The organism is Rhodococcus sp. DN22, assembly GCF_036669995.1.
Lineage (GTDB): Bacteria > Actinomycetota > Actinomycetes > Mycobacteriales > Mycobacteriaceae > Rhodococcus_F > Rhodococcus_F erythropolis.
Genome location: NZ_CP133326.1, coordinates 6183631 through 6208195, shown reverse-complemented (window position 1 = coordinate 6208195; position 24565 = coordinate 6183631). Strand labels below are relative to the sequence as shown.

The following is a 24565-nucleotide window of genomic DNA, read 5'->3' as shown; positions in this document are numbered from 1 at the left end:
GTCACCACTCGTCGAGGGTGGTGTACCCGTCCTGGACCGCGCGGGCAAACAATGCTGCCTTCGTGGGAGCCGGCCGCCCGACGTCGCTGTACTTCGTGCGGATCCGAGTGATGTGTGTGTTGACGGTGCAGACGCGTAGGCCGAGTGTCTCGGCGACCTCGGACTTGGAATCCGAACGTAGCCAGGCAAGAAGTACTTCGATCTCACGGACGCTCAGCTTCGGCTTGTGCTTGCCGTGCTTGGGGTTGCCGACTCGGGACACGTTTGCCTCGATCTTCGGAGAAATGCCGATTGAAGACATGCGAGTAGCGCCTTTCGACGGAGGGGATGGGCGTCGACTGCCGTATTTGCAGAAGGGCTGCTGGCTCAGGGTGCGACTGAGACGAGTATTTCGATCGAGGTGTCTCAGTGGAACGGGTGCAACTCTCTCGATACAGAGTCCATACAACGGACAAATCCCCTACCTGCTCCGATAGAGTGCGTCGCTATGAACTCGAAGGCGGAAGCCGGTACGCACAATCAGGTCGATCCCGCCCGGATCGAGTCGCGTGGGCAGTTTGCTGAGACGCTCACTGCACTGCGGAACGCAGCCGGACTGACGGTCCGCGAAGCCGTCGAGCGTTCGGGTGGTTTGCACGGAACCGTCAGCGGATGGTTTGCCGGCCAACACCTGCCGACGCCGGCGAGTACCCCGATGTTTTTCGCGCTCCTCGAGGCCTGCGGCGTCGATTCCGAGGATGAGCGGCAGCGCTGGATCAGTGCGGTGCAACGAGTGAGACAGCTGACGGCCAGACGACGCGGCGACGCCACCGTTCCGTATCGAGGTCTCGAGTCGTTCCGGCAAGAGGACGCCGAGTGGTTCTTCGGTCGAGACGAACTCACTGCCAACTTGGTTGAGCGGGTGGCGTCGGCGATACGAGGTGTCGGTCGCCGTCAGTTCATGGTGATCGGTGCCTCCGGATCGGGTAAGTCGTCGTTGCTGCGGGCCGGGCTCGCCCCCAAGATCGCCGGGGACGATCCACGGTTCGACGGTTGGCGGGTGGAAACCCTGCAGCCGGGTACGGGAGGAATTCCGTCGTCGATCTCCGACGAACCAACCGTCTTGATCCTCGACCAGTTCGAGGAACTGTGGACGCAGTGCGACGGTGATCGGCGCGAGGAAATACTGCGGACCCTCGCGGAACTCGGTGAGAACACGATCGCAATCATCGGAATGCGCGCCGACTTCTACGGGCTCGCGGCGGAGGAACCACTTTTGGTGCCGCTGCTCGACGATTCGCCGATGGTGGTCGGGCCGCTGACCGACGAACAATTGCGCGAGGTGATCGTCGAGCCGGCGGTCAAGGCCGGGATGACCGTGCAGAGCGAATTGGTTCAGGTTCTGGTCTCCGAGCTGACACCACGCGGCTCGCGCACGGCGAGCGACCCCGGAGCTTTGCCCTTGCTGTCACACGCACTGTTGGGGACCTGGCAACGGTCGACGCGTAAAACTCTGACCGTCTCGGATTACTACGCCACCGACGGGATCGCCGGAGCTGTCCAGCAAAGCGCGGAGGAAGTGTACGGCGAGCTCACAGAGAGGCAGCAGCAGTTGGCGCGCAGGATCTTCCTGCGATTGGTCAACGTCGACGAAGTGACGCAGACGCGTCGGCGGGCACCGCGCACCGAACTTTTCCTCGGTGACGACGTCGACGACGTGAATACCGTCATCGACCGGTTCGCCTTACGCCGCCTTCTCACCGTCGACGAGGAGACCGTCGAGGTTTCGCACGAGGTCTTACTGTCAGCGTGGAGTCGGCTTCGCGATTGGATCGACTCGGACCGCGCCGGCCTGGCGGTTCATCGCCGGTTCACGTACGCGGCGCAGGTGTGGGAAGACAGTGGACGCGACCCCGGCGCGCTGCTCGGACCCGCACGTCTTCACCTGACGGAAGAATGGCTGAACTCGGGTGAACTCGGTCTCCCACTGGAACCGAGTCGGACCCGCGCCGCCGACCTCAACGCCACCGAGCGGGAGTACCTCGCCGCGAGTATCGAGCATCGTGATCAGCAGGAATTTGCCGATCGCCGACGTACACGCGTGCTACGACGGCTCGTGACTGCGCTGGCAGCCGCGTCGGTGATCGCTCTGGTGTTGGCGGTGGTTGCCACCGTCGCCGGTATCGGCGCCAATCGTCAACGTGTCCAAGCAGATACTGCGCGCGACGAGGCGATGTCGCGTCAGGTGGCCACCGAGTCGATCAGGATGCGTGAGCGGGATCCGTCGCTGGCGTCGCAGCTTGCTCTGGCGGCATTTGCGGTCAACGAAACGACCGAAGCCCGCTCGGCATTGCTGGATGCGTCGGGCGTTCATTCGGCTACTCGCATCATCGGACCGCCCGGCGCGATGAAGGCCCGGATCAACCCAGCTGGAACTGTTGTGGCGGTGGGTGGTTCGGACGGGAAGGTCAGGCTTTATCCGATGGTGGACGGTGTTGCCTCAGCCGTTCCGCAGGCGGAGTTCCTCGGAGTCTCGGAGGGCACGGCCCTCTTTGCCGTCGCCTACAGCCCGGACGGACGGCTCCTTGCGACCGGTGGTGCCGGCGGCGCTGCACTCTGGGATGTGTCGGACCCGAAGAATCCGGTCCGTGGAACACTTCCCGTCGACGGTGAACGCGTAGTGCAGGACATGGAGTTCAGCCCAGACGGAACCAAGCTGGTCGCCGGTACCTCGACGCCCGACGTCCTGCGATGGAACATCGACACCTCCACGAATGCCGTTGCTTTGCCTGCTCTTCCGCATCCAGCTGACGGCATTGTCACCGCGACGTTCAGCCCCGACGGACGTTTCCTCGTGACGGGCGGGCGTCAAGCGACTCTGCGCGTGTGGGACGTCGCGAAGTGGGGTGAGGAATCGGCGCCGATCTTCGCGACCGAGCCCAACGGCACCACCGTCCACTACCTCGGCGTCGCCTTCAGCCCGGACGGACGTGAGCTCGCGGCGGGAACGACTGGCAGGGAGGTGGTTCGGTGGGACATGAGCGATCCGGCGCGCCCTGCTCCCCTCCCGGCGCTGACGGGATTCTCCAGTTACGTCAACGAACTCAACTACGGTAAAGATGGAACACGCCTTGCTGCAGGGAGTTCCGACAACTCCGTGCGCGTGTGGGACCCCCGAACCGGGGCATTGATCGAGACACTTCCGGACAGTGGGGCGGTGACCACAGTCGACTACAGCGATGACGGCCGCAATCTGGTCACCGGGGGACTCAACGGTGTGACTCGCGTGTGGGCTCTTCCGGGTCCGGTCTGGGCGGGAGCTCGGGACACGATCTTCACCAGTCCCTTTGCCGCGGACGGCTCGCGTCTGGTGGCCGGCGTCGGTGCCAGGGGTGGCGCGATGTTGGCGTGGAACACCGAGGATCTCGATCGCCCCGCGGTGATGCCGGAGTTGAAACCGCAAGGGGACGACTCTTTCAGCGGTGCGTCGGCGGTGTCGGCAGACGGGAACCTGGCTGTGAGCGGCACCGGCGGCGGCGGTGCATATCTTTGGGACCTGAGTGATCCGGCGTCGCCACGTATCTACGGCGAGCCTGCGGTATATGTGAAGGGCATCGTGGCGGTTGTCGCGCTGAATCCCGCCGGAGATCTGCTGGCGGTGTCCTCGCAGGACGACAACAGTATTGCGTTGGTCGACGTTTCCGACCCGTCGGCTCCGAAACTGTTGTCGTCGACCGATGTCGGCTCCTACCCGCAGATGATGGCCTTTCAGCCAGGTACCGACATCTTGGCGATCGCGAACGCCAAGAACGAAGTGGATCTGTGGGACGTGTCGAACGCAGCGTCGCCCCGGGTGGCGGCGACGGTGGGTGGATTCGAAAGCTACGCATTAGCAGTGTCTTTCAGCGCCGACGGAACGCTGTTGGCCGCTGGAAGTGCGGATCACGGTGTCGCCGTGTGGGACGTACGCACACCGTCGGCACCCGAGGAACTCGCTCGTCTCGTCGGCCCCGAGGGCGCAATCTATTCGATCTCGTTCAACCGCGCCGGTGATCGGCTCGCTGCCGGTGTCGGCGACGGAACCGTCTGGCTCTGGGACATCGAGACTCCCTCGCAGGCAACACGATTTGCGACGCTGTCCGCCTACCCGGGTCGCGTCAACGACGCTCAGTTCGCCGGCGAGAGTGACATGATCGCGGGTAGCGGGTCGGACAAGACCGTTCGCTTGTGGGGAATCGACCCCGACGGCGTCGTTGATCGATTGTGCCGCACCGCAGGATCTCCCATCACGGAAGCCGAATGGGAGCGGTACCTGCCCGGTGTTCCCTATCAGGATCCGTGTGCCGGCTGACGTGGGTCAGTTCATCCAGAACTCGAGCGCCGGTTCCCGACCCAGCTCGCCTCCGCTGCCGGTGATCACCAGTCCGGCGGAGGTGAGCTTGTACGTCACGTCCTTGTTGGTGACGGTGAATCCGTTGCCGGTGGGCGTCGGATCGTCGAGTTCGATGGTGGCGCCGTCGCTCAGCCGTTGACCCTTGTAGTAGTAACGCCCGACTCCGGTTTCGCAGATGACGATTCGTGATCCGGTCGTGACGGCGATGGCGACGGCAGGATTGGTGGAGTTGCAACTGGGGCCGCCGGAGATGAAGCCCTGACGGTTGGTGCCCGAGACGGTCGGCGCTGGTCCGATCGAGGTTGTGACGCGTGGGGGCGTCGTCGTTTTCGGCGCTGTGGTGGGTGCACTCGGCGCCCGAGTCGTGGTCGTGGAGTACGAGTACGGCGTCGTATAGGTGAGACTCCGCGAACTCGCTTCATTGGCGGCGTTGCCGAAAGCGGCGGCGAGCAGCCCGAAGAACGCGATCCACACGATCACGGCCAGGATGCCGAGTGCGGTGAAGATGTAGCCGATGATCAGTCCGGCAAGGGCGAGTCCGTCGCCTTCTTCGCCGGTCCGTTTGATCTGGCCGCGAGCGATGTGCCCGAAGACGATCCCCAACGGCGCGATGAGGAACGCGAAGACGAGGGCGAGTACCGCGAGTGTGTTCGTCGGCCGCCTGCCGTACGGATCGGGCTGCCCGTACGGAGCCGGTTGCCAATTCTGATTGCCCTGGTACCCGTACCCACCCTGATCGCTCATGAGGTGAATCTTGGCATGGACTTCGTCGAAGAGTGCAGGTGATGGCTAGTTTCGGGTACGTGTCTCGAGCTGAGGTGCGATGGTCGGCCAATCGTCGTCGGTCATCGCGAACAGCGCTGTTGTACGCCAACTGCCGTCGACACGGCGTCGGTGCTTGCGCAGCAGGCCCTCGAACTGAGCGCCGAGCTTTGCGATCGCGGCCCTGGATTGATCGTTGAACTCGTCCGTGTGCCACTCGACGCGTACGGCTTCGAGCTGGTCGAAGGCGTGACGAAGCAGGAGCAGCTTCGATTCGGGATTGATCCCGGTTCCCTGAACCGATCGCGACAACCACGTGTATCCGATTGCAAGACTGCGGTTTACCGGGTCGATCTGGTACATGGACGTGGTGCCGACCACGGCGTTCGTCACGATGTTCACCTGCGCAAAGGCGATCCGATTAGGGTCGTCGGTTGCTGCAGCGATGTACTTCTGTGCCTGTTCCCGATCGGTGATGGGCGATGCGGTCCAACGAAAGATCGCCGGGTCGTCGGCAGCAGCGAGCAGAGCGTCGGTGTGCGCGACGCCCAGGGGTTCGAGTCGGACACGATCACCGGTCAGCGTCGGTGATTCGAACCATGATGCAGTCATCAGGCGTGCTCCCGTGAGTGAGTCGGAAGGTTGTTGTCGGAGTTGGCAATCTGATCGGTCCCACCGGCAAGCGGATACCGCAACGGGACTCGCAGGAACAAGAAGAAGAACACGGCGAGCAGGATGACGTGGCCCCACACGCTCGCCTGGACGACGGCCTCGTACTTGCTCGGATCGAGATTCATGTCCAGTTGGTAGAAGTACCGGAAGATGCCGATACCCAACGCTGCGTCGGCGATCAGATAGGCGACGATCCAGAACCACCGGATCTTGAACAGTACGAGGAAAGGCAGGATCCACAGTGTGTACTGCGGTGAATTGACCTTGTGCAGCAACACGAATCCGCACAGCATCGCGGCACTGACTGCAATCCACGGAAAGTAGCCGTCGCGGACGTAGCGGCGCCAACCCAGATACATCGCGAGCGCGAACGACAACAGGATCATCACCGGAGACAGGATGCTCACCAGTGCGTCGTAGTCGGCGTTGAGTTCGCGAACTCCGAAACCGTAGAAGGGGCGCAAACCCCAGAACCACACCGAGTTGGTGGTGATGTCCGCGCTTCGCTTCTCCTGGAAGCTGAACGACGCGCGCCAGCCTTCGTAGGAAATGAGGGCGAACGGCAGGTTGACGAGGACGACGGTGACGATCGCCGCGCCCGCCGTCATCAGCGCTCCACGAACGTCGTAGCGCTTGCCTTCGGTGCCGCGTAGAAGCACGTAGGCCATGAGCGGCAGCACGAACATTCCCGGGTACAGCTTCAAACAGAAACCGATCGCCAGGATGACGGCCGCCAGAACCGCGCGAGTTCGCAGCGGGATCCGCTCGAACGTCATCAGGAAGATCGCGCCGACGCTGGTGGCCACCACCGGGAGCTCCCAGTTGTGGAATGCGTACAGAACCAGGGGCGGAGTCGCCGACCACACGAGCGCGTACGCGCCGCTCATCTTGCCGAGCATCCACGCCGTGAGCAGTCCGAAAGGAGCCAGGATCAGGGCCGAGTGCAGAAGGAAATCGGTGTCGGTGTGTGAGCCGATACCGCCCAGCCACATCAGAATTCCGCTGAGCACCGGGTATTCGACGGTTCCGCCGGTCAGGAATCCTTCGGGCGTTATCCCTCCGGTGACGAAGGGGAACAGATGCTGATCGATACCTCGTCCGAGCCAGAGCAACTGAATGTCGGAGTAGCAGACGTCGATGTTCTTGTTGACGTCGAAGTTCAGGCTTCGTCCGTCGGGCGCGAACGGTGCACCGCCGCATCTGGCCTTGTTGAAATAGCCCAGCGCCATCGTCAGCCCGCACAATCCGACGACCAACGCCAGGATCGACGCCGGGGTCTTGCGGTCTGTTCGCATGATTCTCACCCTAAGGGGGCGCAGTGGCTCGCGGGGTGATGCGTCTGCGCCACGCGTCGCGCATCGACCTGGCGGTCTTCCCGGAGGGCCGGGACGATTTCCCTGGTCAAGGCCCCTCGTGTAACCTACGAGGGTTGCTGACGCAACGACCCTCCTGCCACGGATAGTCCGTGGCCGTTTTCACTTAGTCCACAGGAGGTGATGAGGTCTTATGCGTCATTACGAATTGATGGTCATCCTTGACCCCAGCCTGGACGAGCGCACTGTCGCTCCTTCACTGGATACGTTCCTCAATGTTGTGCGCCAGCACGGCGGCACGATCGACAAGGTCGATGTCTGGGGTAAGCGTCGTCTCGCCTACGAGATCCTGAAGCATGCTGAAGGTATCTACGCGGTGATCGACATCAACGCCACTCCCGCCACCGTCGCTGAGCTCGATCGTCAGCTCGGTCTGAACGAGTCGGTTCTGCGCACGAAGGTTCTGCGCCACAACAAGTAATTACTGTCGGTAGCGAGCTCTACTCTCGCGCCCAACGGTCTTACATCAATGCAGGAGGAACCACATGGCTGGCGACACCATCATCACCGTCATCGGAAACCTGACGGCTGATCCTGAACTTCGTTTCACCCCGGCGGGTGCCGCGGTTGCAAACTTCACGGTTGCTTCCACGCCCCGCACCTTCGACCGTAATTCCAATGAATGGAAAGACGGCGATGCGCTGTTCATGCGTTGCAACATCTGGCGCGAAGCAGCCGAGAACGTCGCGGAGAGCTTGACCCGTGGTTCACGAGTAATCGTGAGCGGCCGGCTCAAGCAGCGTTCGTACGAAACTCGCGAGGGCGAAAAGCGAACTGTCGTCGAGCTCGAAGTCGATGAAATCGGTCCTTCACTGAAGTACGCCACGGCAAAGGTCAACAAGGCCAACCGTGGTGGCGGCGGTGGAGGCGGCAACTTCGGCGGTTCCTCCGGCGGATCGGGTGGCGGACGTCCGAGCGCTGCACCTTCGGGTGGAGACGATCCTTGGGGCAGTGCGCCTCAGGCTTCGGGCTCCTTCGGTGGTGCGGGCAGCGACGAACCGCCCTTCTGATCCGTACCTGATCAGGAACATCCAGAAAAGAGCAAAGACATGCCGAAGCCGCCCTTGCGCGACAAGGTTATGAAGAAGAAGGTCTGCACCTTCTGCAAAGAGAAGAACACGCAGATCAACTACAAGGACACGACGTTGCTTCGTAAGTACGTCAGCGATCGCGGAAAGATCCGTGCTCGCCGTGTCACCGGCAATTGCGTCCAGCACCAGCGCGACGTTGCCATTGCCGTCAAGAACTCACGTGAGGTAGCACTGCTGCCTTACGCCACCGTGGCTCGCTAAGGAAAGGGAGGAAAGAACATGAAGCTCATCCTCACCGCTGACGTGGACAACCTCGGTGCGCCTGGCGACACCGTGGAGGTCAAGGACGGCTACGGCCGTAACTACCTGCTCCCCCGCGGACTGGCAATCGTCGCCACCCGTGGCGCCGAGAAGCAGGTCGAGGGCATCCGTCGTGCACAGGAAGCGCGCGCTGTGCGCGGCCTGGATCACGCCAAGGAGCTCAAGGCAGCTATCGAGGGCCTCGAGTCCGTAACGCTGACGGTCAAGACCGCCGGTGGCTCGGGCAAGCTCTTCGGTTCGGTTACCGTCGCTGACGTCGCTGCTGCGATCAAGGCTGCCGGTGGACCGGTTGTCGACAAGCGCTCCATCGTGTTGCCGAAGGCTCACATCAAGAACACGGGCAAGCACGCCGTGGTCGTGAACCTGCACCCCGATGTGGTTGCCAAGTTCAACCTGAACGTAGTCGGCGCATAGTCGACTGTTCGTCTCGCCGGGCCCCGCACACTTCGGTGTGCGGGGCCCGACGTTTTGTTTCGGGGTGCGGTGTGCCGCCTGACAGCGTCCCGAATCGGACCTGGGGATAACTCTCACACTGTGATGTTCGACTTGGTGATCAGTGACGAATCGGGCGAGGCAACACGCCCGACACGCCGACGCGCCGACTGTGGAAAAACTATTTTCATCAACAGGCCTGTGAAATTGTGGATAGTCATCTACCTGGTCTTTTGTGGTTGCTAGGCAAAGTAGTCCCCAAATGCTCCACAGGCGGTGCACACCGTGGGGCGGGAGTTTCCACAAAGCATCCACAGGTTTATCCACAGTCCGGTTTGTATGCGGACCTACTAGTCCCTAACGTCATCTCGGCGTCTATCTACAGCCCGGCCGAATGCGGCTAGGGGATGTCGGTGGGGGCAGGTACAAATGATGAGGGCGCTGCGGTTTCTGGCAGTGTCGTCGAGTGTTTTACGGGAAGGTCTCGCGTGTGGCTGTTGTAGATGATCGAGGACCTTCCGACTTCTCGGGGCCGGACTACCCGGGCCCTCCCGAGGCCGAGCCCGACCAGGAGTTCGGACGCCAGCCACCTCAGGACATGACTGCCGAGCAGTCGGTGCTCGGCGGCATGCTGCTGAGCAAGGACGCCATCGCTGACGTCCTCGAGGTACTGCGTCCGGGTGACTTCTACCGGCCCGCTCACCAGTCCGTCTACGACGTGATCCTGGACCTCTACAGCCGTGGCGAGCCCGCCGACCCGGTGACGGTCTCCGCCGAGCTCGACCGTCGAGGTGAGCTCCGCCGTATCGGTGGTGCTGCCTACCTGGTGACGCTGACCCAGACAGTGCCCACAGCCGCCAACGCCGCCTTCTATGCCGAGATCGTGGCCGAGAAGTCCGTGCTGCGTCGTCTGGTCGACGCCGGTACTCGCATCGTCCAGTACGGCTACGCCGGCACCGAGGGTCAGGACGTGGCCGAGGTTGTCGACCGCGCGCAGGCCGAGATCTTCGAGGTCACCGAGCGTCGAACCACCGAGGACTTCGTACCCCTCACCGAGCTCCTCCAGCCCACGATGGACGAGATCGACTCCATCGCCAGCCGCGGTGGAATTTCCCTCGGTGTGCCCACCGGATTCAAGGATCTCGACGAGATCACCAACGGTCTTCACGCTGGTCAGATGATTATCGTCGCGGCTAGACCTGGTGTGGGCAAGGCTCTTGCCCTCGACACTCCCCTCGCGACCCCCAGTGGCTGGACCACGATGGGTGACGTTGCTGTCGGCGATCTGTTGATCGACAACCACGGCAAGCCGACGCGGGTTGTTGCCGCTACCGACGTGATGGTTGACCGTCCTTGCTACGAGGTCGAGTTTTCCGATGGAACAGTGTTGGTGGCCGACGAGCAGCATCAGTGGTTGACGGAGACGCGTGCTTCGCGCCGTTCAGCGCAGAACGCCAAGACAGGTTACAACCGCTATAAGAATCAAAAGACATTCGCCGAGGTCCGAACCACGGCGGAGATCGCATCGACGGTGCGATGCGCAACGGCGGATGGCCGCGTTAATCACTCTGTCGTGAATGCCAAGCCGCTCGACCTACCAACGCAGGATCTCCTTGTCCCGCCCTACACACTTGGCGCTTGGCTAGGTGACGGTTCTACTGCCTGCGCACAATTCACCACTGCTGATCCCGAGATCATCATGTTGATCGAGGCCGAAGGCCTGGTTGCAGTTCCGTCCAAGTCGGCGCATTTGCGCTACAGCCTTAAATTAGCCCCGGAAGATCCCGTCGCTCCGCGCGATTGCGTTGTGTGCGGAAAGAGCTTCGTGCCGTTCACCAGTCAGGTGCGAACATGCGGTCAATCATGCGGCGGCAAAGCACGTTTCATGTCTGACCCTGTACCTGCGCCAACCTGTTCACACTGTGGTGGACCTTCGATCGGGCTGCGACTGTGCCAGAAGTGCCGCAATGAGTACGGCACGGTTCAAGGACGCCTACGTACGATCGGTGTTCTGGGCAACAAGCACATCCCTGTCCAGTATCTCCGTGGGTCCGAGGCGCAGCGTCGTGCGGTTCTTGCGGGGCTTCTCGACACTGATGGAACTGTGACTGCCGGTGGCTCCGTTCAGTTTTCGGTAACCAACGAGCGCCTCGTCCGCGATGCCCAGGAATTAGTGGTCAGTCTTGGCTATCGCTGCCAAATGAGCACAAAGCGAGTCAACGGTCGCACCGAGGCTTCGTCGACTGCATTCACCTTGACCTTCTCGACTGATGACGAAGTGTTCGGTCTTACGCGGAAAGCGATGCTGCACAAGGAGCGTCGAGCGAGTAAAAGCACTGCGAGCAGCGGATCGCGCTACATTGTCGATGTTCGACCAATTGCGAGTGTTCCGGTTCGCTGCGTCGAGGTCGACAACGCCGACCACATGTACCTGGCCGGTCATTCGATGGTCCCGACGCACAATTCCACGCTCGGAATGGATTTCCTGCGTTCCTGCTCCATCACGCACGGCATGGCCAGCGTCATGTTCTCGTTGGAAATGAGCAAAACCGAGATCGTCATGCGTCTGCTGTCCGCAGAGGCAAAGATCAAGCTCGGCGACATGCGCTCCGGAAAGATGACCGACGACGACTGGACCAAGCTCGCGCGTCGCATGAGTGAGATCAGTGAGGCGCCGCTATTCATCGATGACTCCCCCAACCTCACCATGATGGAAATCCGCGCAAAAGCGCGGCGGCTCAAGCAGAAACACGACATTCGCCTGATCGTCATCGACTACCTCCAGCTGATGAGCTCGGGTAAAAAGGTCGAGTCCCGTCAGCAGGAAGTCTCCGAATTCTCCCGTAGCCTAAAGCTTTTGGCGAAGGAGCTCGAAGTTCCGGTTGTCGCGATCTGTCAGCTCAACCGTGGTCCCGAGCAGCGAACCGACAAGCGTCCCCAGGTCGCCGACCTTCGTGAGTCCGGTTCACTCGAGCAGGACGCCGACATGGTGATTCTGCTGTACCGCCCCGACGCGACCGAGCGAGACGATCCCCGTGGCGGTGAAGCCGACCTGATTCTGGGTAAGCACCGTAACGGCCCGACCGCGACAATCACTGTGGCGCACCAACTTCACCTCTCGAAATTCGTCGATATGGCGCGGGGATAGTGGCTGCCGCCATCGCCTGAAGGTGGGACGGATTTCAGATCTTGTGAGATCCTGCTACAAGCACCAATTCGATTCCACTAGTGCAAAATTCGGTTTTTCTACAGGTGGGGTAGTGCTGCAGTGAGGAAGACGGCGCCGAAGGCGATTCCGGCAATGCCGGTGAGGATCCCGACCACGCCGGCGGTGTTGTCGCCCAGATCGCGTCCGGGGGTGTCGGGTCGGCGCGCTGCCAGGGCGGTTCCGATGGCGGCGGCACCGAGGAGGATTCCGAGGCCGAACATCCAGAACGTCAGTATCGAGAGTGCACCGAGCATCAACGCCATGTCGCTGTATTCATCGCTGGTGATCGGACGGTGGTGATCCCACCAATCGGGTGGAGTTTGCGCGCGGGATTCGGTGTTGTCGGTGTTGTCGGATTGTTCGTGCGGGGGGATAGTGGATGCAGTCATGGCAGCTAAAGGGTTCTCGCGCTGATTCTTTCGTGTGGTGGATGTACCGGTATGCGCCACGGGTGTGCAGTGGGAGATCGAAACGATGGTGGGTGAGGCCCGAGAACCCATCGCGTGTCCTCGGGAGTCACCCCACCATCAAGCGGTGTTCGGGCCAGGCGGATCAGGCTTCGATCTGCACCTGTGTTGTCGATCCGGCGTTATCGGTTCGGGAGGGTGGTCCGGAGGAGACCTCGATCCGCCGCGGTTTCGCCTTCTCTGCGATCGGCAACGTCACCGTCAACACGCCGTTGTCGTACGAGGCCTCGATCTGTTCGGCGTCGATGTCGTCGCTGATGGACAGCTGCCGTTTGTATGTTCCAGCGAAACGCTCACTCGCCAGCCAGCTCACACCCTCTTCGGAGAGGGCCGTGCGATGCGCGGTCAACGTCAGAGTCGAGCCGTCGATGTGAACGTCCACCGAGCCGGGATCGACGCCGGGAAGATCGGCGTGCAGGACGTACTGGTCCTCGACCTTGTAGAGGTCCATCGGCATGAACCGTGGACTGCGTCCGTTGCCGGTTCCCGCGGCGAGGACGGACTTGGTGATCGCATCGATGTCGGTGAAAGGATCGAAACGAAGCACAGCAACACACCTCCCATGTCGTGAAAAGAAAGGTCACCGCCACTGTGGCGGTTGACCGAACTTACTGTGCGAGAACATGATAACCACACGAATTAGCACTCTGCAACCGAGAGTGCCAGAAGCTTTGGGGAAGTGTTCCGGTCCCTGAAGATCGCTGCTTTGCCTGGTCCCGACAAAAGCGGTGGCCGCCTTCGGCCTCGATTCGAAGCGGGCGGCGCGGTACGGCACTTCGTCAGTAGCGGCGGTGCGGCAACGGATCCGCCGGAGCCCCGACTCTGCGTGTGCGAGTCGGGGCGTATGACCGACGTCGGCATTGAGCACACAACACCGATGACCCACTATCCGTGCGAAGTGGACGTTCATGTCGTCCGCACATCTTCAACCATAAACAGTGCGATCGGTATAAATCATGTTCAGTCGCCTTCGATGCCAAGAAGTGACATGGCCGTTTGCATGGCAAGGTGAACATCTTGGTCGTCACGCTAGCGGCGCAGTAGCCGCGGTGCCTGGAAAGGTGGCCCGTAACTGGTATTTGGTTTGCAGACGTCTGTTCCGAATGCTTTTGCAAAATAGGTCTTTTCCCGATGTTTGCGGGTGGATCGGGCATCGAACATCGCGGGTGCTCGTTCGTCGGAGTCGCTGCGAACGATGTCGGTGTTCGTGCACACACCGAACCGGCTGTAAGGGAGAACACTTCGGCTACCGTCAAAGCTTGCTCATCACAATGGAACTGGGACTTTCGACCCTGTCGTCTACAAGCAGTGCGCAATAACCTTCGTCGGGTCGGGGGCACCCGTTCCGTTCGAGGGGGCAAACAATCGGGCGGGTGTTCGTCAAGGCAAGGCCATACCACCCTCACTGGTCTCCTTGCCGGGCCTTGAGCTGTGCGCGCCCAGAAGTGCTCAGGGCCCGCCCGATGCGGGGATCGAGAAAGTGAAGACGAAAGGTTCTCAGATGAGCCGAAGGAGTGATCGGCGATCGACAAGTTCTGCTCGCCGCCTGGCCACGCGGACTACCGGTGTCAGAGGTTCGGCGTGTAAGCCGAACTCGCTCACGGCAGAAGATCTGAGGGCTGTAATCGAGTCCCTCACTGGAGTTCTCGCTGCTCGAGAATCGAGCGCGGAAACCGCACCTCTCGCCGGAAATCCTCCGTCGTCGACGCCAACTGACAGGCAGTTCTGAATCGCACCGGTATTTTCGCAGCCGGACAGCATATTCGAACTCCGACGCGCTGTCAGCCGGGACGGGTGGTAATCACAGAAGTAGGTGGAAGATGTCGAAGGCGACTGTCCATTGGGCTGTGCCGGGGTTCTTGCGGTCCGGTTCGACCGTGGCGAAGGTTTGCGCCAGCGCTACGCTCAACCCTCCTGCGATCAGCGGCAGTCGTTGCTCTGTCTCCTCTGAGAGGGCCACGTCCAAGGGCGGGCGGGCCGTGAGCTGATCGAGCAGCGGTTGAAGTTCGATCTCCTCGTCGAGTTTTTCGAACCGGTGGATGCTCTCCTGTAATCCCTTGGTGATCGGCAGGTCCCACGGTTCGATCACGTCGCGCAAGTTTGCTTTCGCGGAGGCTTTCCCGATCAGGATCACGTCGTAGATCTTGTCGTCGATGAAATCGGTATAGCGCTTGAGATCGTTCCGGTCGACCTGCAGTCCGGCCGCTGCCCTGAAGAACCGCTGGAATTTCACGGTGCCCATTACTGGCATGTCGTCAGCTCCTTTCGAAGTATTCATGGATTTGGCGTACGGCCATCGCTCCTTCACCGACGGCGGATGCGACTCGTTTCACCGAACCGCGGCGGATGTCGCCCGCCGCGAACAGGCCGGGCAGGCTGGTTTCGAGCGTCCTGGACAGGCCGCCGTTGATTGGCAGGCTGCCGTCCGCTCGCGCGTGGATCGCGTCCACACCGGTGAGGACGAAGCCGTGGTCGTCGAGTGCGATCGCGTCGGCAAGCCACCCGGTGTGCGGTACCGCCCCGATGAAGACGAACAGGGCGCGCACCCGAATCGTGTCCTGGTCGCCGGTGCGATTGTCCTCGACCGCAATTGCTTCGAGGTATTTCTCGCCGTGGACCGCACGAATCTCGGTGTGCCGGTGCACGGTGACCCGCGGATGGTGTTCGATCTGGTCGACCAGGTATCGGGACATGCTCTTCCCGAGGTCATCGCCGCGGATGAGCAGGTGCACCTGTGAGACGTGCTCGGCGAGGAAGACGGCGGCCTGGCCGGCGGAGTTGCCGCCACCGACGATGGCTATCGGGTCGGTGCCGCATATCCGTGCTTCCTGATGCGTTGCGGCGTAGTACACGCTTGTTCCTTCCAGCGCCTCGATCCCCTGAACGGCCAACTTGCGGTACCGCGCCCCGGCGGCGAGCACAACGGCCCGGGCGTGCACCGACCCGCCGTCCGCCAGTCGGAGCACATGGTTCCCGGCCTCGGATCCCAAACCGGTCACTTCTGCCGACACCAGGATGCGGGCGCCGAACTTCCCGGCCTGGAGCACGGCTCGCTCGGCCAATTCGGAGCCGGAGACCCCGGCGGGGAATCCCAGATAATTCTCGATCCGGGATGAGGTACTGGCTTGGCCGCCCGCAGCGATCCGCTCCAACGTCACCGTGTTCAACCCGTCCGAGGCGCCGTACACCGATGCGGCCAGGCCGGCCGGTCCGGCACCCACGACGACGAGGTTGTAGACGTCCTTGGCTGCGTCCGCGACGGGTGCCGGGACAGGAAGCCCGACGACGCGTGCGAGTTCCGCATTCGTCGGATTGCGCAGCACCTTCTCGCCGTGCCAGATCACGACGGGTGTGTCCTCGGGTGCGACGTTCAGGCTGCGTAGCAGCTGCTCCACTCGTTCGTCCTGTTCCAAGTCGAACCACTTGTGGGGCAGACGGTTTCGCCTCGCGAACTCACGAAGTCGCAACGTATCCGGGGAGAAGCAGGAGCCGATGATCCGGAATCCGGAGCCGAGCCCGATCAGCAAGTGCCGACGCACAAGGTAGGCGCGCAGGATCAAATCGCTGAGCACGGGATCGTGGGCAATCAGCTCGCGTACCTGCTCGGCCGGGACGACGAGTATCTCGCCGTCCTCGATCGCTTCGGCGGTGAAGAACGCCACCTGACCTTCCAGGAGTCCGAGCTCGCCCAGGAAACGCCCAGGACCGTGCACGCGCAGTATCCGGCGCTCGCCGTCCGCGTCGCCTTCGTCGACGACTACGATCTTTCCGGAAAGGACGACGACGAAATCGTTGTCAGGCGCGCCTTCTCGGATCAGCACCTCGCCGGCGTGAACCGGTCGACGCGAGCCACCGACCTCGAGCTTCGCGACCTGGTCGTCCGTCAGCCGCGGGAAGGCGCCCTCCTCGTCCGGGGTCTCGTCGTCGACCGGCGGGCTGTACCCGATGGGTGAGGCGCCCTCAGACGAAGTTCTGGTCGACATAACACCACCGCCAATCCTCGCCGGGCTCCATCGACTGGACGATCGGATGCCCGATGGCGTGAGCGTGAGCACTCGCGTGCCTGCCCGGCGAAGAGTCGCAGCAACCGACGTGTCCGCACGTCAGGCACAGCCTCAGATGCACCCACGGGGTGCCGAGGCGAAGACATTCCTCGCAGCCCTGCGGGGTACGGGGCACCACGGCCCGGATCGCGGTTACATGTGGGTCCGCATGGACAGGACTCATGACTTCGCCTCCTCGCCGGCATTTTCCGAGAGCGCCTGATCGAGCCACGTGCGCAGCTGGGGGACCGGAGCTGCGCCCGACTGGCGAGCGAGAACCTCACCCCGGTCCATCACCAGCAGAGTCGGCACGGCGCGGACGGTGAATCGTTCAGCCGTCCGGGGTGCAGCATCGACGTCGACCTTGACCAGCTTGATCTGGCCGGCGTGTTCTCTGGCGAGCTGCTCGAGCGCGGGGCTGACCATGCGACACGGGCCGCACCACGTCGCCCACAGATCCACGAGCACAGGCACCGAGGATTTTTCGACGATCTCCGCGAAGTCACCGTCTCCCGCCGCGGCGATCCAGGGCAGCGGCTCGTGGCAGTTGCCGCAGCGAGGTTTTCCTTCCCCTGCTGCCGGGATGTTGTTGGTCTTGCCGCAGTGCGGGCACTTCACCTTGTCGGATCCCATGACGACACCTCTTCTCAGGCCGCCGCGACGGCGGGTTCGGCATACGCGACGGCAAGCTCGCCGCCGTCCACCGTGACGCTGATGGTGCCGTCCGGTTTGATCTCGCCGCGCAACAGTGCACGGCCGATCTTGGTTTCGACCTCGTGTGCGATGTATCGGCGCAGCGGCCGCGCACCGTAGACAGGGTCGAACCCGTGTTCGGCGATCAGTCGGCGTGCCTCCGGCGTGATTTCCAGGTGTATCTGGCGCTCCGACAACCTGTTTCGAAGGTCGGTGAGTTGCAGTTCCACTATGTACTCGATCTGGGGCAGGGTGAGTGGGGAGAACAGCACGATGTCGTCGACCCGGTTGAGGAATTCGGGGCGGAAATGCCCGCGCAGTTCTGCCATCACCCGTTCCCTGGCGTCCGGCTTGATTTCGCCGTCGGCTGTGACCCCGTCGAGGAGATGCTGGGATCCGATGTTGGAGGTCATGATGATCACCGTGTTCCGGAAATCGACTTGCCTGCCTTGAGAATCGGTGATCCGGCCGTCGTCGAGCACCTGCAGCAGGGTATTGAAGACGTCGGCGTGGGCCTTCTCGATCTCGTCGAAGAGCACCACGGAGTACGGCTTACGCCGCACCGCCTCGGTGAGCTGGCCACCTTCGTCGTACCCGACGTATCCGGGAGGTGCACCGATGAGCCGACTCACCGTGTGCCGTTCCTGGTACTCGCTCATATCGAGGCGCACCATGTTGTCTTCACTGTCGAATAGGGCGCTGGCCAATGTCTTTGCAAGCTCGGTCTTTCCGACGCCCGTCGGGCCCAGGAAAATGAACGAACCGATCGGTCGACGAGGATCACGGATACCGGACCTCGCCCGGATCACAGCGTCCGCGACCAGTTGCACCGCCTCGTCCTGACCGACGACCCGCTCGTGCAGGATCTCGTCGAGCTTCAACAACTTCTCCCGCTCACCTTCTTGCAGCCGGGCGACCGGGATACCCGTCCATGCGGCCACGATCTCTGCGATCTCGTCTTCGGTGACCACTTCACGCAGCAACGGATTTCGGCCTTGTCTGGTGGCCAGTTGCTCCTCCGCCGCCTCGAGCCGGCGTTCGAGCTCGGTGATCTCGCCGTATCGCAACTCGGCTGCCCGATTGAGGTCGTAGTTGCGTTCGGCGGCCTCGGCCTCGACGCGCAACCGTTCCAAATCTCCTCGCAGTTCTTGCACCCGCCGGATCGCCTGCCGCTCCGCCTCCCATTGAGCGTGCCGGGCGTCTGCCTCGGCCCGCAGGTCGGCCAGCTCCTTGCGCAATTCTTCGAGGCGCGCTTTGCTGGCCGCGTCCGTTTCCTTGGACAGTGCGGCCTCTTCGATCTCCAGACGGGTCACCTTCCGGGTGAGCTCGTCGAGTTCGGCAGGCATCGAATCGATTTCGGTGCGGAGCCGAGCGCATGCCTCGTCTACGAGATCGATCGCCTTGTCCGGAAGGAAGCGGTCGGTGATGTACCGGTGCGAGAGGGTCACGGCGGCCACCAATGCACCGTCTTGAATTTTCACGCCATGGAACACCTCGAGGCGTTCTCGAAGTCCGCGCAGAATCGAGATCGCATCCTCGGCACTGGGCTCGTCGACGAGAACGGTCTGGAATCGACGCTCCAGTGCCGCATCGGATTCGATGTGCTTGCGATACTCGTCGAGAGTGGTGGCACCGATCATGTGCAGTTCGCCGCGTGCGAGCATCGGTTTGAGCATGTTGCCGGCATCGAGAGACCCCTCGCCGCCGACCGAGCCTGCTCCGACCACGGTATGCAACTCGTCGACGAACAACAGGATGCGCCCCTCGGCAGCCTTCACCTCGGACAGCACGGCCTGCAGTCGCTCCTCGAACTCGCCGCGGTACTTCGCACCGGCCACCAGAGAACCCATGTCGAGCGAGAAGATCGTCTTGTCGCGTAGGCCCTCGGGCACGTCGCCGCGGACGATCCGCTGGGCGAGGCCCTCGACGATCGCGGTCTTACCGACGCCGGGGTCGCCGATCAGCACCGGGTTGTTCTTCGTTTTCCGGCTCAAGATCTGAGTTACCCTGCGTATCTCGGCATCTCGGCCGATGACCGGATCGAGTTTGCCTGCCCGCCCCTCGGAGACGAGGTCGCGTCCGTACTTCTCCAATGCCTCGTACGCCCCCTCCGGGGTGGCCGAGGTGACGCGCTGATTGCCGCGCACCTTCGTCAGCGCTGTGAGGAAGGCGTCCCGTGTGACCCCGTGACTGGCGAGGACCCGCCCGGCCGCGCTGGCCGATCCTTCCTCGGAGAGGGCCATCACAAGATGCTCCACCGACACGTAGGAATCCTTGAGTCTCTTCGCCTCCCGCTCTGCGGCGTCGAGCAGCTTGGCCAGACGCTGGGTGATCGTCACCTGACCGGGTGTCGCGCCGGGGCCGCTGACCTTCGGCCTACGCGACAGTTCACGTTCCAGATCGGATCGAAGTGCTTCGACATTCGCGCCGGCCTGTTCGAGCAGTCGGGGCACCAACCCTTCCTGCTGATCGACCAATGCGAGCAGCAGGTGCTCTCCGTCGACTTCGGTGTGGCCCATTCTGGTCGCGACGTTCTGGGCTTCCTGCAGGGCTTCTCGTGACTTTTCAGTCAGGCTGCCGGTGTCCATGGGGGTGTCCTCCTTCTGCGGGAAGCTGCTTCGAGTTTCTCGATTCGATCCAGCAGATCGAGCACGAGCCCGATTGCCGAGTAGTTCAGGCCCAGGCCGGTCCGCAGCCGTTGGATGCGGGCGGCGTGGGTCACTTCGGATGGTTCGAACGACATCTCGCCGCCGGCGTCGCGGTGGGCGTCGAGCAGGCCGAGAGCCACAAGCTTTCGTGCCAGGTCGGGGTGCAGCCCGGTACGTTCGGCGAAGGCATCCGGCGACAATCCGGCACGGCGAACCAATACGTACTGAGTGATCGGCGTTGAGGTGCTCATGTCTCTTTCCTCGGATCGAAGTTCGATTCGGCGCCCAACTGCTCGAACAGTTCGCGTTCACGTGCTGTCGGTTTCGGCGGCACCATCACCTTGATTTCGGCGTAGAGGTTGCCGTTGGCGCCCCGCGGATTCGGCATTCCTTCTCCGCGCAGGCGCAGCTTCCTACCAGTCGAAGAGCCAGGCACCACTTTGACTTTCGCCTCTCCGCCCGGTGTGGGAACGACGACTGTCGACCCGAGAACCGCCTCCCATGGCGATACGGGCAGATCGACGTAGATGTCCCGACCCTGCACGCGGAACCGTGAATGCGGTTTGATCCGCACCACGAGGTACAGATCCCCAGGCGGCGCGTCACCGTTGCCTCGGCCTCCTTGCCCGGCCAACCGGATTCGCTGGCCGTCCAGGACGCCGGCTGGAATGTCGACGTCATACTGCCGTCCGTCCAGTCTGAGAGTGCGTTTTCCGCCCTGATAGGCCTCTTCCAGAGCCAGTTCCAGTTCGGCCTCCTGATCGGCGCCGGGAATCGGTCCGAACCCACCGCCTCCGCCGAACATCTGCCCGAAGAGGTCTTCGAAGTCGACGGCACCCTCACCACCGACACCGTGACCGAAGTGCACCCGTCTCCCGCCACCGCCGTACCCGGCGGCGTTTGCCCGCACCCGTTCGTCGTAATCCTCGGGTACATGCCGGAAGTCGTCACCGAATCGGTCATAGCGTTTCCGGGTGTCCGGGTCGGACAACACCTGATAGGCCTCGTTGACCTCCTTGAACCTGTCCTCCGCAGTGGGATCCTTGTTCACATCGGGGTGGTACTTGCGGGCCAGCTTGCGGTACGCCTGCTGAATTTCGTCGGTGCCGGCGCCCTTCGGTACGCCGAGTACTTCGTAGTAGTCACGGGCCATCGGTGCTCACCCCTCTGGGCGGCTGACGACCACCGCGGCGGGCCGCAACTGTCGCCCGTCCTCTCCATAACCCGGGCGCAAGACCTCGACCACGGTCCCGGACGGAAGGTCGGGTCGGGTTACCACACTGACCACTTCGTGGAGTTCCGGGGAGAACGGCACACCGGCCTCGTCGTGGCGCTCGAAGCCGAGTCGTGAGAGCACCTGTACCGCCTGGTCCCGGATCGCCTTCACACCTTCGACGACGGCCTGCGGATCGCTGCCTGCGTGTGCAAGCGCAAGCTCCAAGTTGTCCAGTATCGGCAGCCACGCCGCCGAAACCTTCGCTACTTCCGCGGCGCGTTCACGGTCCAGATCTTTGGCGTATCGCTTGCGCAGGTTGTCCAGATCTGCGACGGCCCTGCGCCAACGGTCCTCGAGTTGAGACAGCTCGTCTGCCGTCTCGGCGCGATCGGACTCGGTCTTGCTTTGATCCGTGTCGGCGCTGTTGGTAGTCGGCTCAGTCGTCGAATGATCTGCAGACATTTCCATCGTGCGCCTCAGCTTCGATCGAATTCGGCGTCGATCACGTCGCCGTCATCCGACGACGCAGCATCAGCGCCGCCTGCTTGGCCGTCGTCCGACTGGTCCGGCACAAGTCCGTAGAGCAGCTGTTGCAGCTCCGAGGTGAGTGGCTGAACCTCCGCGGATGAAGCGCCGTCCTGCACGGCCTTTCGGGCGTCGGCAACCAGCATCTCGGCCCGCGCCTTCTCATGCGGCGGGGCACTGTCACCGAGTTCGGCGAGTCGCCGCTCCACTTGATACGCAACCGAATCGAGCCCGTTGCGCGCGTCGACCGCCTTGCGCAGCGCCTCGTCCTCACCCCGGTTCCGTTCGGCCTCCGCCAACATGCGCTCGACCTCACCCTGATCAAGGTTGCCCTGTTCACTGATCGTGATGCTCTGTTCCTTGCCGGTATCCTTGTCGCGAGCGGTGACGTTCAGGATGCCGTTGGCGTCGATGTCGAAAATGACTTCCACCTGGGCCTCGCCACGTGGCGCGGGGCGGATGTCTTCCAGCCGGAACCGGCCCAGCACCCGGTTGTCGGCCGCACGTTCGCGTTCGCCCTGCAACACCACGACGTCCACGGCGGACTGATTGTCTTCCGCCGTGGAGAACACTTCGCTGCGCCGTGCCGGGATCGTCGTGTTCCGCTCGATGATCTTCGTCATCACCCCGCCCTGCGTCTCGACGCCGAGGGACAGTGGGGTGACATCGAGTAACAACACATCGGAAACCTCGCCTTTGAGCACGCCTGCCTGGACTGCGGCTCCGAGGGCAACGACCTCGTCCGGGTTGACGCCCATGTGGGGGTCCTTGCCGCCGGTCAGCCGGCGAACCAGCGCCTGTACAGCCGGGATACGTGTCGAACCGCCGACCAGTATCACTTCGTCGATGTCGTTGGCGGCGACCTTGGCGTCACTCATGGCCTGCTTCACCGGGCCGAGGCACCGTTCCACCAGATCGGCAGTCAAATCATCGAACTTCGATCGCATGATCGTAGTGGTGAGATGTTTGGGACCATTCGCGTCAGCGGTAACGAAAGGCAGGTTTACCTGGGCCTGGGTCACCGAGGACAGCTCAACCTTTGCCTTCTCCGCGGCTTCGAACAGTCGTTGCAACGCCTGCGCATCCTTACGCAGATCGATGTTCTCCGCGCGCTGGAATTCGTCGGCGAGGTAGTCCACCACGCGTCGATCGAAGTCGTCGCCGCCCAAGTGGGAGTCGCCGGCCGTGGAACGAACCTCGACTACCCCCTCTCCGACGTCCAGCAGGCTCACATCGAAGGTTCCGCCGCCGAGGTCGAAGACCAGTACGGTTTCGTGGGTCTGTTTGTCCATGCCGTACGCGAGTGCCGCAGCGGTCGGTTCGTTGATAATCCGCAAAACCTCGAGGCCTGCGATACGGCCGGCGTCCTTGGTGGCGTTTCGTTGCGCGTCGTTGAAGTAGGCAGGAACAGTGATGACCGCTTCCTTCACCTTCTCACCGAGGAACTTGCTCGCGTCGTCGACGAGCTTGCGCAGCACGAGAGCGCTGATCTCCTCTGGTGCGTATTTCTTGCCGCGCACGTCGAAGCGGGCCTCACCGTTGTCACCCGCTACGACGTCGAAGCTGACCGCTTTGGCTTCCTCGGAGATCTCGTCGTAGTGACGTCCGATGAAGCGTTTCGCCGAGTAGATCGTGCCCTTCGGATTCAAGATCGCCTGCCGTCGGGCAAGCTGGCCCACCAGACGCTCACCGTTCTCGGTGAACGCCACCACCGAAGGCGTCGTCCGTGCTCCCTCCACATTGGAGATCACCACCGGCTCGCCGCCTTGCCAGCTTGCGATGACCGAGTTGGTTGTGCCCAAGTCGATGCCTACAGCAGTTGTCATGACTCAATTCCTTTCGATCGGCCCGGCCGTTGAGCAAGTGCGATTCCGCCCGCAACTTCGCTCGATGTCGGCAAGGACTTCGTAGTTCCCTGGTTTTGGCGAGTGGATTGGGTGAAGTCACGGAGACCGAGCAGGGCGCCGATAACGGCGCCCGACACCAATCCGTGGATGGCGGGCGTGAGGCTCGAGAGCGGCCGAGGGTAAGGGTTTCCGCCACTGTGCTTTGACATCACGCCCCTCAGCGTTGATGTTGTGGGGTTCGCCGGGCCTGTGTGTACTGACAGGGCCCGACCGCCGGTCAACCGGTTGAGCTCACGAACCACCCAGCCATGATGAGTCTTTTCGTCCACCTAAAGGGCGTCAACAACATTCGCCTGATGGGCGGGGCGCAACGGGGCAGTGGCGACCACACCTGCCCTTGATCGAAGATGCCCGCCGGAACCCGATCGAAGCGGCCATCGCATGAAACTCCGAGTATCGGCTTCGACACGAAAACTCGAGTGTCGGCCGCTACTGCGGTACGTCCACACTACCGCGGCGCATGCAAAAGGAGAACTCCCTTTGCGAAAGATCGTCACAGTCAGTGAACAGCAGCTCCGTTGAACCCGGACGAGATTCATTGTAGTTCTATCGAATCGCCTTGTGACAGAAAGGTAATGAGCCACTACTGGCCGGTTCCAATTGGTTGCGAGTAGGTGGCGAACACCCGCGTGCTGCACGGTTCAACGTCCCGTTCTGTGGCTGGTCAACAGACCGCTCAGGCGGGAGCTATTGCAATTCAAGATGTTTCGGCCACCGTCACTACGGGACTTACGTGGTTCTCGTCTATTCCTGTGCTACATCCTTTGGCAGGATTTCGATCGAGGGGTCGGTTTGCTCTCGCCCCCGTGGTGGCGCAGGTGTGCTAGGTCTGGCCGTGGTTGTGTTCGTCTCGGCTCGGAGCCGCCTCAGGGATGCAGTACGACTTTGGTCCAAC

Annotated in this window: 21 protein-coding genes; 6 read left to right on the top strand and 15 right to left on the bottom strand. The window is 62.4% G+C overall.

Annotated elements, in window-relative coordinates; genetic code table 11:
• Position 1: 1 nt before the first annotated feature.
• Entirely contained in the window at positions 2–301 is a 300-nt protein-coding gene (locus RA302_RS28680; RefSeq protein ID WP_003941253.1) for a LuxR C-terminal-related transcriptional regulator, read from the bottom strand.
• A 186-nt stretch (positions 302–487) separates the two neighbouring features.
• Between RA302_RS28680 and RA302_RS28675 the strand changes: the two genes are divergently transcribed.
• Complete coding sequence (locus tag RA302_RS28675) at positions 488–4330, top strand: helix-turn-helix domain-containing protein (protein WP_030537126.1); 3843 nt, start codon at positions 488–490, stop codon at positions 4328–4330.
• Positions 4331–4336: 6 nt separating this feature from the next.
• Here the strand turns inward: RA302_RS28675 and RA302_RS28670 are convergent, their stop codons facing one another.
• From RA302_RS28670 to RA302_RS28660, 3 genes are read right to left on the bottom strand one after another with little or no spacing between them, the layout of a single operon-like run.
• Entirely contained in the window at positions 4337–5116 is a 780-nt protein-coding gene (locus tag RA302_RS28670; RefSeq protein WP_030537127.1) for a DUF4190 domain-containing protein, read from the bottom strand.
• Positions 5117–5161: 45 nt separating this feature from the next.
• The gene (locus RA302_RS28665) at positions 5162–5746 is read right to left on the bottom strand and encodes a GNAT family protein (protein WP_030537128.1); all 585 of its coding nucleotides are present in this window, start codon (positions 5744–5746) and stop codon (positions 5162–5164) included.
• The gene (locus tag RA302_RS28660; RefSeq protein WP_007735530.1) at positions 5746–7101 is read right to left on the bottom strand and encodes a hypothetical protein; all 1356 of its coding nucleotides are present in this window, start codon (positions 7099–7101) and stop codon (positions 5746–5748) included. The genes RA302_RS28665 and RA302_RS28660 overlap by 1 nt, the downstream gene beginning before the upstream one ends.
• 211 nt (positions 7102–7312) lie before the next feature.
• Between RA302_RS28660 and rpsF the strand changes: the two genes are divergently transcribed.
• The 5 genes from rpsF (at position 7313) to dnaB (ending at position 12111) form a co-directional block, all read left to right on the top strand.
• Positions 7313–7600: a 30S ribosomal protein S6 gene (gene rpsF, locus RA302_RS28655; RefSeq protein ID WP_003941237.1), complete on the top strand. Its 288-nt coding sequence runs from the start codon at positions 7313–7315 to the stop codon at positions 7598–7600.
• A gap of 64 nt (positions 7601–7664) precedes the next feature.
• Positions 7665–8189 (top strand): single-stranded DNA-binding protein, encoded by a 525-nt coding sequence (locus RA302_RS28650; RefSeq protein ID WP_003941248.1) that lies wholly within the window; start codon positions 7665–7667, stop codon positions 8187–8189.
• Between the two features lie 39 nt (positions 8190–8228).
• Positions 8229–8471, top strand: a complete 243-nt coding sequence (gene rpsR, locus RA302_RS28645) for a 30S ribosomal protein S18 (RefSeq protein WP_003941245.1) — start codon at positions 8229–8231, stop codon at positions 8469–8471.
• Positions 8472–8489: 18 nt separating this feature from the next.
• Complete coding sequence (rplI, locus tag RA302_RS28640) at positions 8490–8945, top strand: 50S ribosomal protein L9 (RefSeq protein ID WP_007735531.1); 456 nt, start codon at positions 8490–8492, stop codon at positions 8943–8945.
• 508 nt (positions 8946–9453) lie between these two features.
• Positions 9454–12111, top strand: coding sequence for a replicative DNA helicase (gene dnaB / locus RA302_RS28635; protein WP_030537129.1), 2658 nt, complete (start codon positions 9454–9456; stop codon positions 12109–12111).
• Positions 12112–12209: 98 nt separating this feature from the next.
• Here dnaB and RA302_RS28630 read toward each other — a convergent pair whose 3' ends face one another.
• The 11 genes from RA302_RS28630 to dnaK form a co-directional block, all read right to left on the bottom strand.
• Positions 12210–12560 carry a hypothetical protein gene (locus RA302_RS28630; RefSeq protein ID WP_230587619.1) on the bottom strand — a complete coding sequence of 117 codons (351 nt, stop codon included), beginning with the start codon at positions 12558–12560 and terminating at the stop codon, positions 12210–12212.
• 163 nt (positions 12561–12723) lie between these two features.
• Complete coding sequence (locus RA302_RS28625) at positions 12724–13185, bottom strand: Hsp20/alpha crystallin family protein (RefSeq protein WP_030537131.1); 462 nt, start codon at positions 13183–13185, stop codon at positions 12724–12726.
• 1254 nt (positions 13186–14439) lie between these two features.
• Positions 14440–14880 (bottom strand): DUF1931 family protein, encoded by a 441-nt coding sequence (locus RA302_RS28620; protein WP_024487875.1) that lies wholly within the window; start codon positions 14878–14880, stop codon positions 14440–14442.
• A 13-nt stretch (positions 14881–14893) separates the two neighbouring features.
• The gene (locus RA302_RS28615; RefSeq protein WP_030537132.1) at positions 14894–16621 is read right to left on the bottom strand and encodes an FAD-dependent oxidoreductase; all 1728 of its coding nucleotides are present in this window, start codon (positions 16619–16621) and stop codon (positions 14894–14896) included.
• Positions 16599–16865 (bottom strand): UBP-type zinc finger domain-containing protein, encoded by a 267-nt coding sequence (locus RA302_RS28610; RefSeq protein WP_007735548.1) that lies wholly within the window; start codon positions 16863–16865, stop codon positions 16599–16601. The genes RA302_RS28615 and RA302_RS28610 overlap by 23 nt, the downstream gene beginning before the upstream one ends.
• On the bottom strand, positions 16862–17314 hold the full coding sequence (gene trxA / locus RA302_RS28605; RefSeq protein ID WP_030537133.1) for a thioredoxin: 453 nt from the start codon (positions 17312–17314) through the stop codon (positions 16862–16864). Before trxA ends, RA302_RS28610 begins: the two co-directional genes overlap by 4 nt.
• A gap of 14 nt (positions 17315–17328) precedes the next feature.
• Positions 17329–19962 (bottom strand): ATP-dependent chaperone ClpB, encoded by a 2634-nt coding sequence (gene clpB, locus RA302_RS28600; protein WP_030537134.1) that lies wholly within the window; start codon positions 19960–19962, stop codon positions 17329–17331.
• A complete protein-coding gene (locus tag RA302_RS28595) occupies positions 19944–20273 on the bottom strand; it encodes a chaperone modulator CbpM (RefSeq protein ID WP_030537135.1) in 330 nt (109 codons plus the stop codon). The genes clpB and RA302_RS28595 overlap by 19 nt, the downstream gene beginning before the upstream one ends.
• The gene (locus RA302_RS28590; RefSeq protein ID WP_030537136.1) at positions 20270–21175 is read right to left on the bottom strand and encodes a DnaJ C-terminal domain-containing protein; all 906 of its coding nucleotides are present in this window, start codon (positions 21173–21175) and stop codon (positions 20270–20272) included. Before RA302_RS28590 ends, RA302_RS28595 begins: the two co-directional genes overlap by 4 nt.
• Before the next feature lie 6 nt (positions 21176–21181).
• Entirely contained in the window at positions 21182–21706 is a 525-nt protein-coding gene (locus RA302_RS28585; protein WP_007735553.1) for a nucleotide exchange factor GrpE, read from the bottom strand.
• A gap of 8 nt (positions 21707–21714) precedes the next feature.
• Positions 21715–23589: a molecular chaperone DnaK gene (gene dnaK / locus RA302_RS28580; RefSeq protein WP_030537137.1), complete on the bottom strand. Its 1875-nt coding sequence runs from the start codon at positions 23587–23589 to the stop codon at positions 21715–21717.
• Positions 23590–24565: the final 976 nt, after the last annotated feature.

Excerpts from the sequence above, each read along its gene's own strand:
- RA302_RS28680 (WP_003941253.1), bottom strand. The coding sequence starts at position 301 with ATGTCTTCAATCGGCATTTCTCCGAAGATCGAGGCAAACGTGTCCCGA.
- RA302_RS28675 (WP_030537126.1), top strand. The coding sequence starts at position 488 with ATGAACTCGAAGGCGGAAGCCGGTACGCACAATCAGGTCGATCCCGCC.
- RA302_RS28670 (WP_030537127.1), bottom strand. The coding sequence starts at position 5,116 with ATGAGCGATCAGGGTGGGTACGGGTACCAGGGCAATCAGAATTGGCAA.
- RA302_RS28665 (WP_030537128.1), bottom strand. The coding sequence starts at position 5,746 with ATGACTGCATCATGGTTCGAATCACCGACGCTGACCGGTGATCGTGTC.
- RA302_RS28660 (WP_007735530.1), bottom strand. The coding sequence starts at position 7,101 with ATGCGAACAGACCGCAAGACCCCGGCGTCGATCCTGGCGTTGGTCGTC.
- rpsF (WP_003941237.1), top strand. The coding sequence starts at position 7,313 with ATGCGTCATTACGAATTGATGGTCATCCTTGACCCCAGCCTGGACGAG.
- RA302_RS28650 (WP_003941248.1), top strand. The coding sequence starts at position 7,665 with ATGGCTGGCGACACCATCATCACCGTCATCGGAAACCTGACGGCTGAT.
- rpsR (WP_003941245.1), top strand. The coding sequence starts at position 8,229 with ATGCCGAAGCCGCCCTTGCGCGACAAGGTTATGAAGAAGAAGGTCTGC.
- rplI (WP_007735531.1), top strand. The coding sequence starts at position 8,490 with ATGAAGCTCATCCTCACCGCTGACGTGGACAACCTCGGTGCGCCTGGC.
- RA302_RS28630 (WP_230587619.1), bottom strand. The coding sequence starts at position 12,560 with ATGACTGCATCCACTATCCCCCCGCACGAACAATCCGACAACACCGAC.
- RA302_RS28620 (WP_024487875.1), bottom strand. The coding sequence starts at position 14,880 with ATGGGCACCGTGAAATTCCAGCGGTTCTTCAGGGCAGCGGCCGGACTG.
- RA302_RS28615 (WP_030537132.1), bottom strand. The coding sequence starts at position 16,621 with ATGTCGACCAGAACTTCGTCTGAGGGCGCCTCACCCATCGGGTACAGC.
- RA302_RS28610 (WP_007735548.1), bottom strand. The coding sequence starts at position 16,865 with ATGAGTCCTGTCCATGCGGACCCACATGTAACCGCGATCCGGGCCGTG.
- trxA (WP_030537133.1), bottom strand. The coding sequence starts at position 17,314 with ATGGGATCCGACAAGGTGAAGTGCCCGCACTGCGGCAAGACCAACAAC.
- clpB (WP_030537134.1), bottom strand. The coding sequence starts at position 19,962 with ATGGACACCGGCAGCCTGACTGAAAAGTCACGAGAAGCCCTGCAGGAA.
- RA302_RS28595 (WP_030537135.1), bottom strand. The coding sequence starts at position 20,273 with ATGAGCACCTCAACGCCGATCACTCAGTACGTATTGGTTCGCCGTGCC.
- RA302_RS28590 (WP_030537136.1), bottom strand. The coding sequence starts at position 21,175 with ATGGCCCGTGACTACTACGAAGTACTCGGCGTACCGAAGGGCGCCGGC.
- RA302_RS28585 (WP_007735553.1), bottom strand. The coding sequence starts at position 21,706 with ATGGAAATGTCTGCAGATCATTCGACGACTGAGCCGACTACCAACAGC.
- dnaK (WP_030537137.1), bottom strand. The coding sequence starts at position 23,589 with ATGACAACTGCTGTAGGCATCGACTTGGGCACAACCAACTCGGTCATC.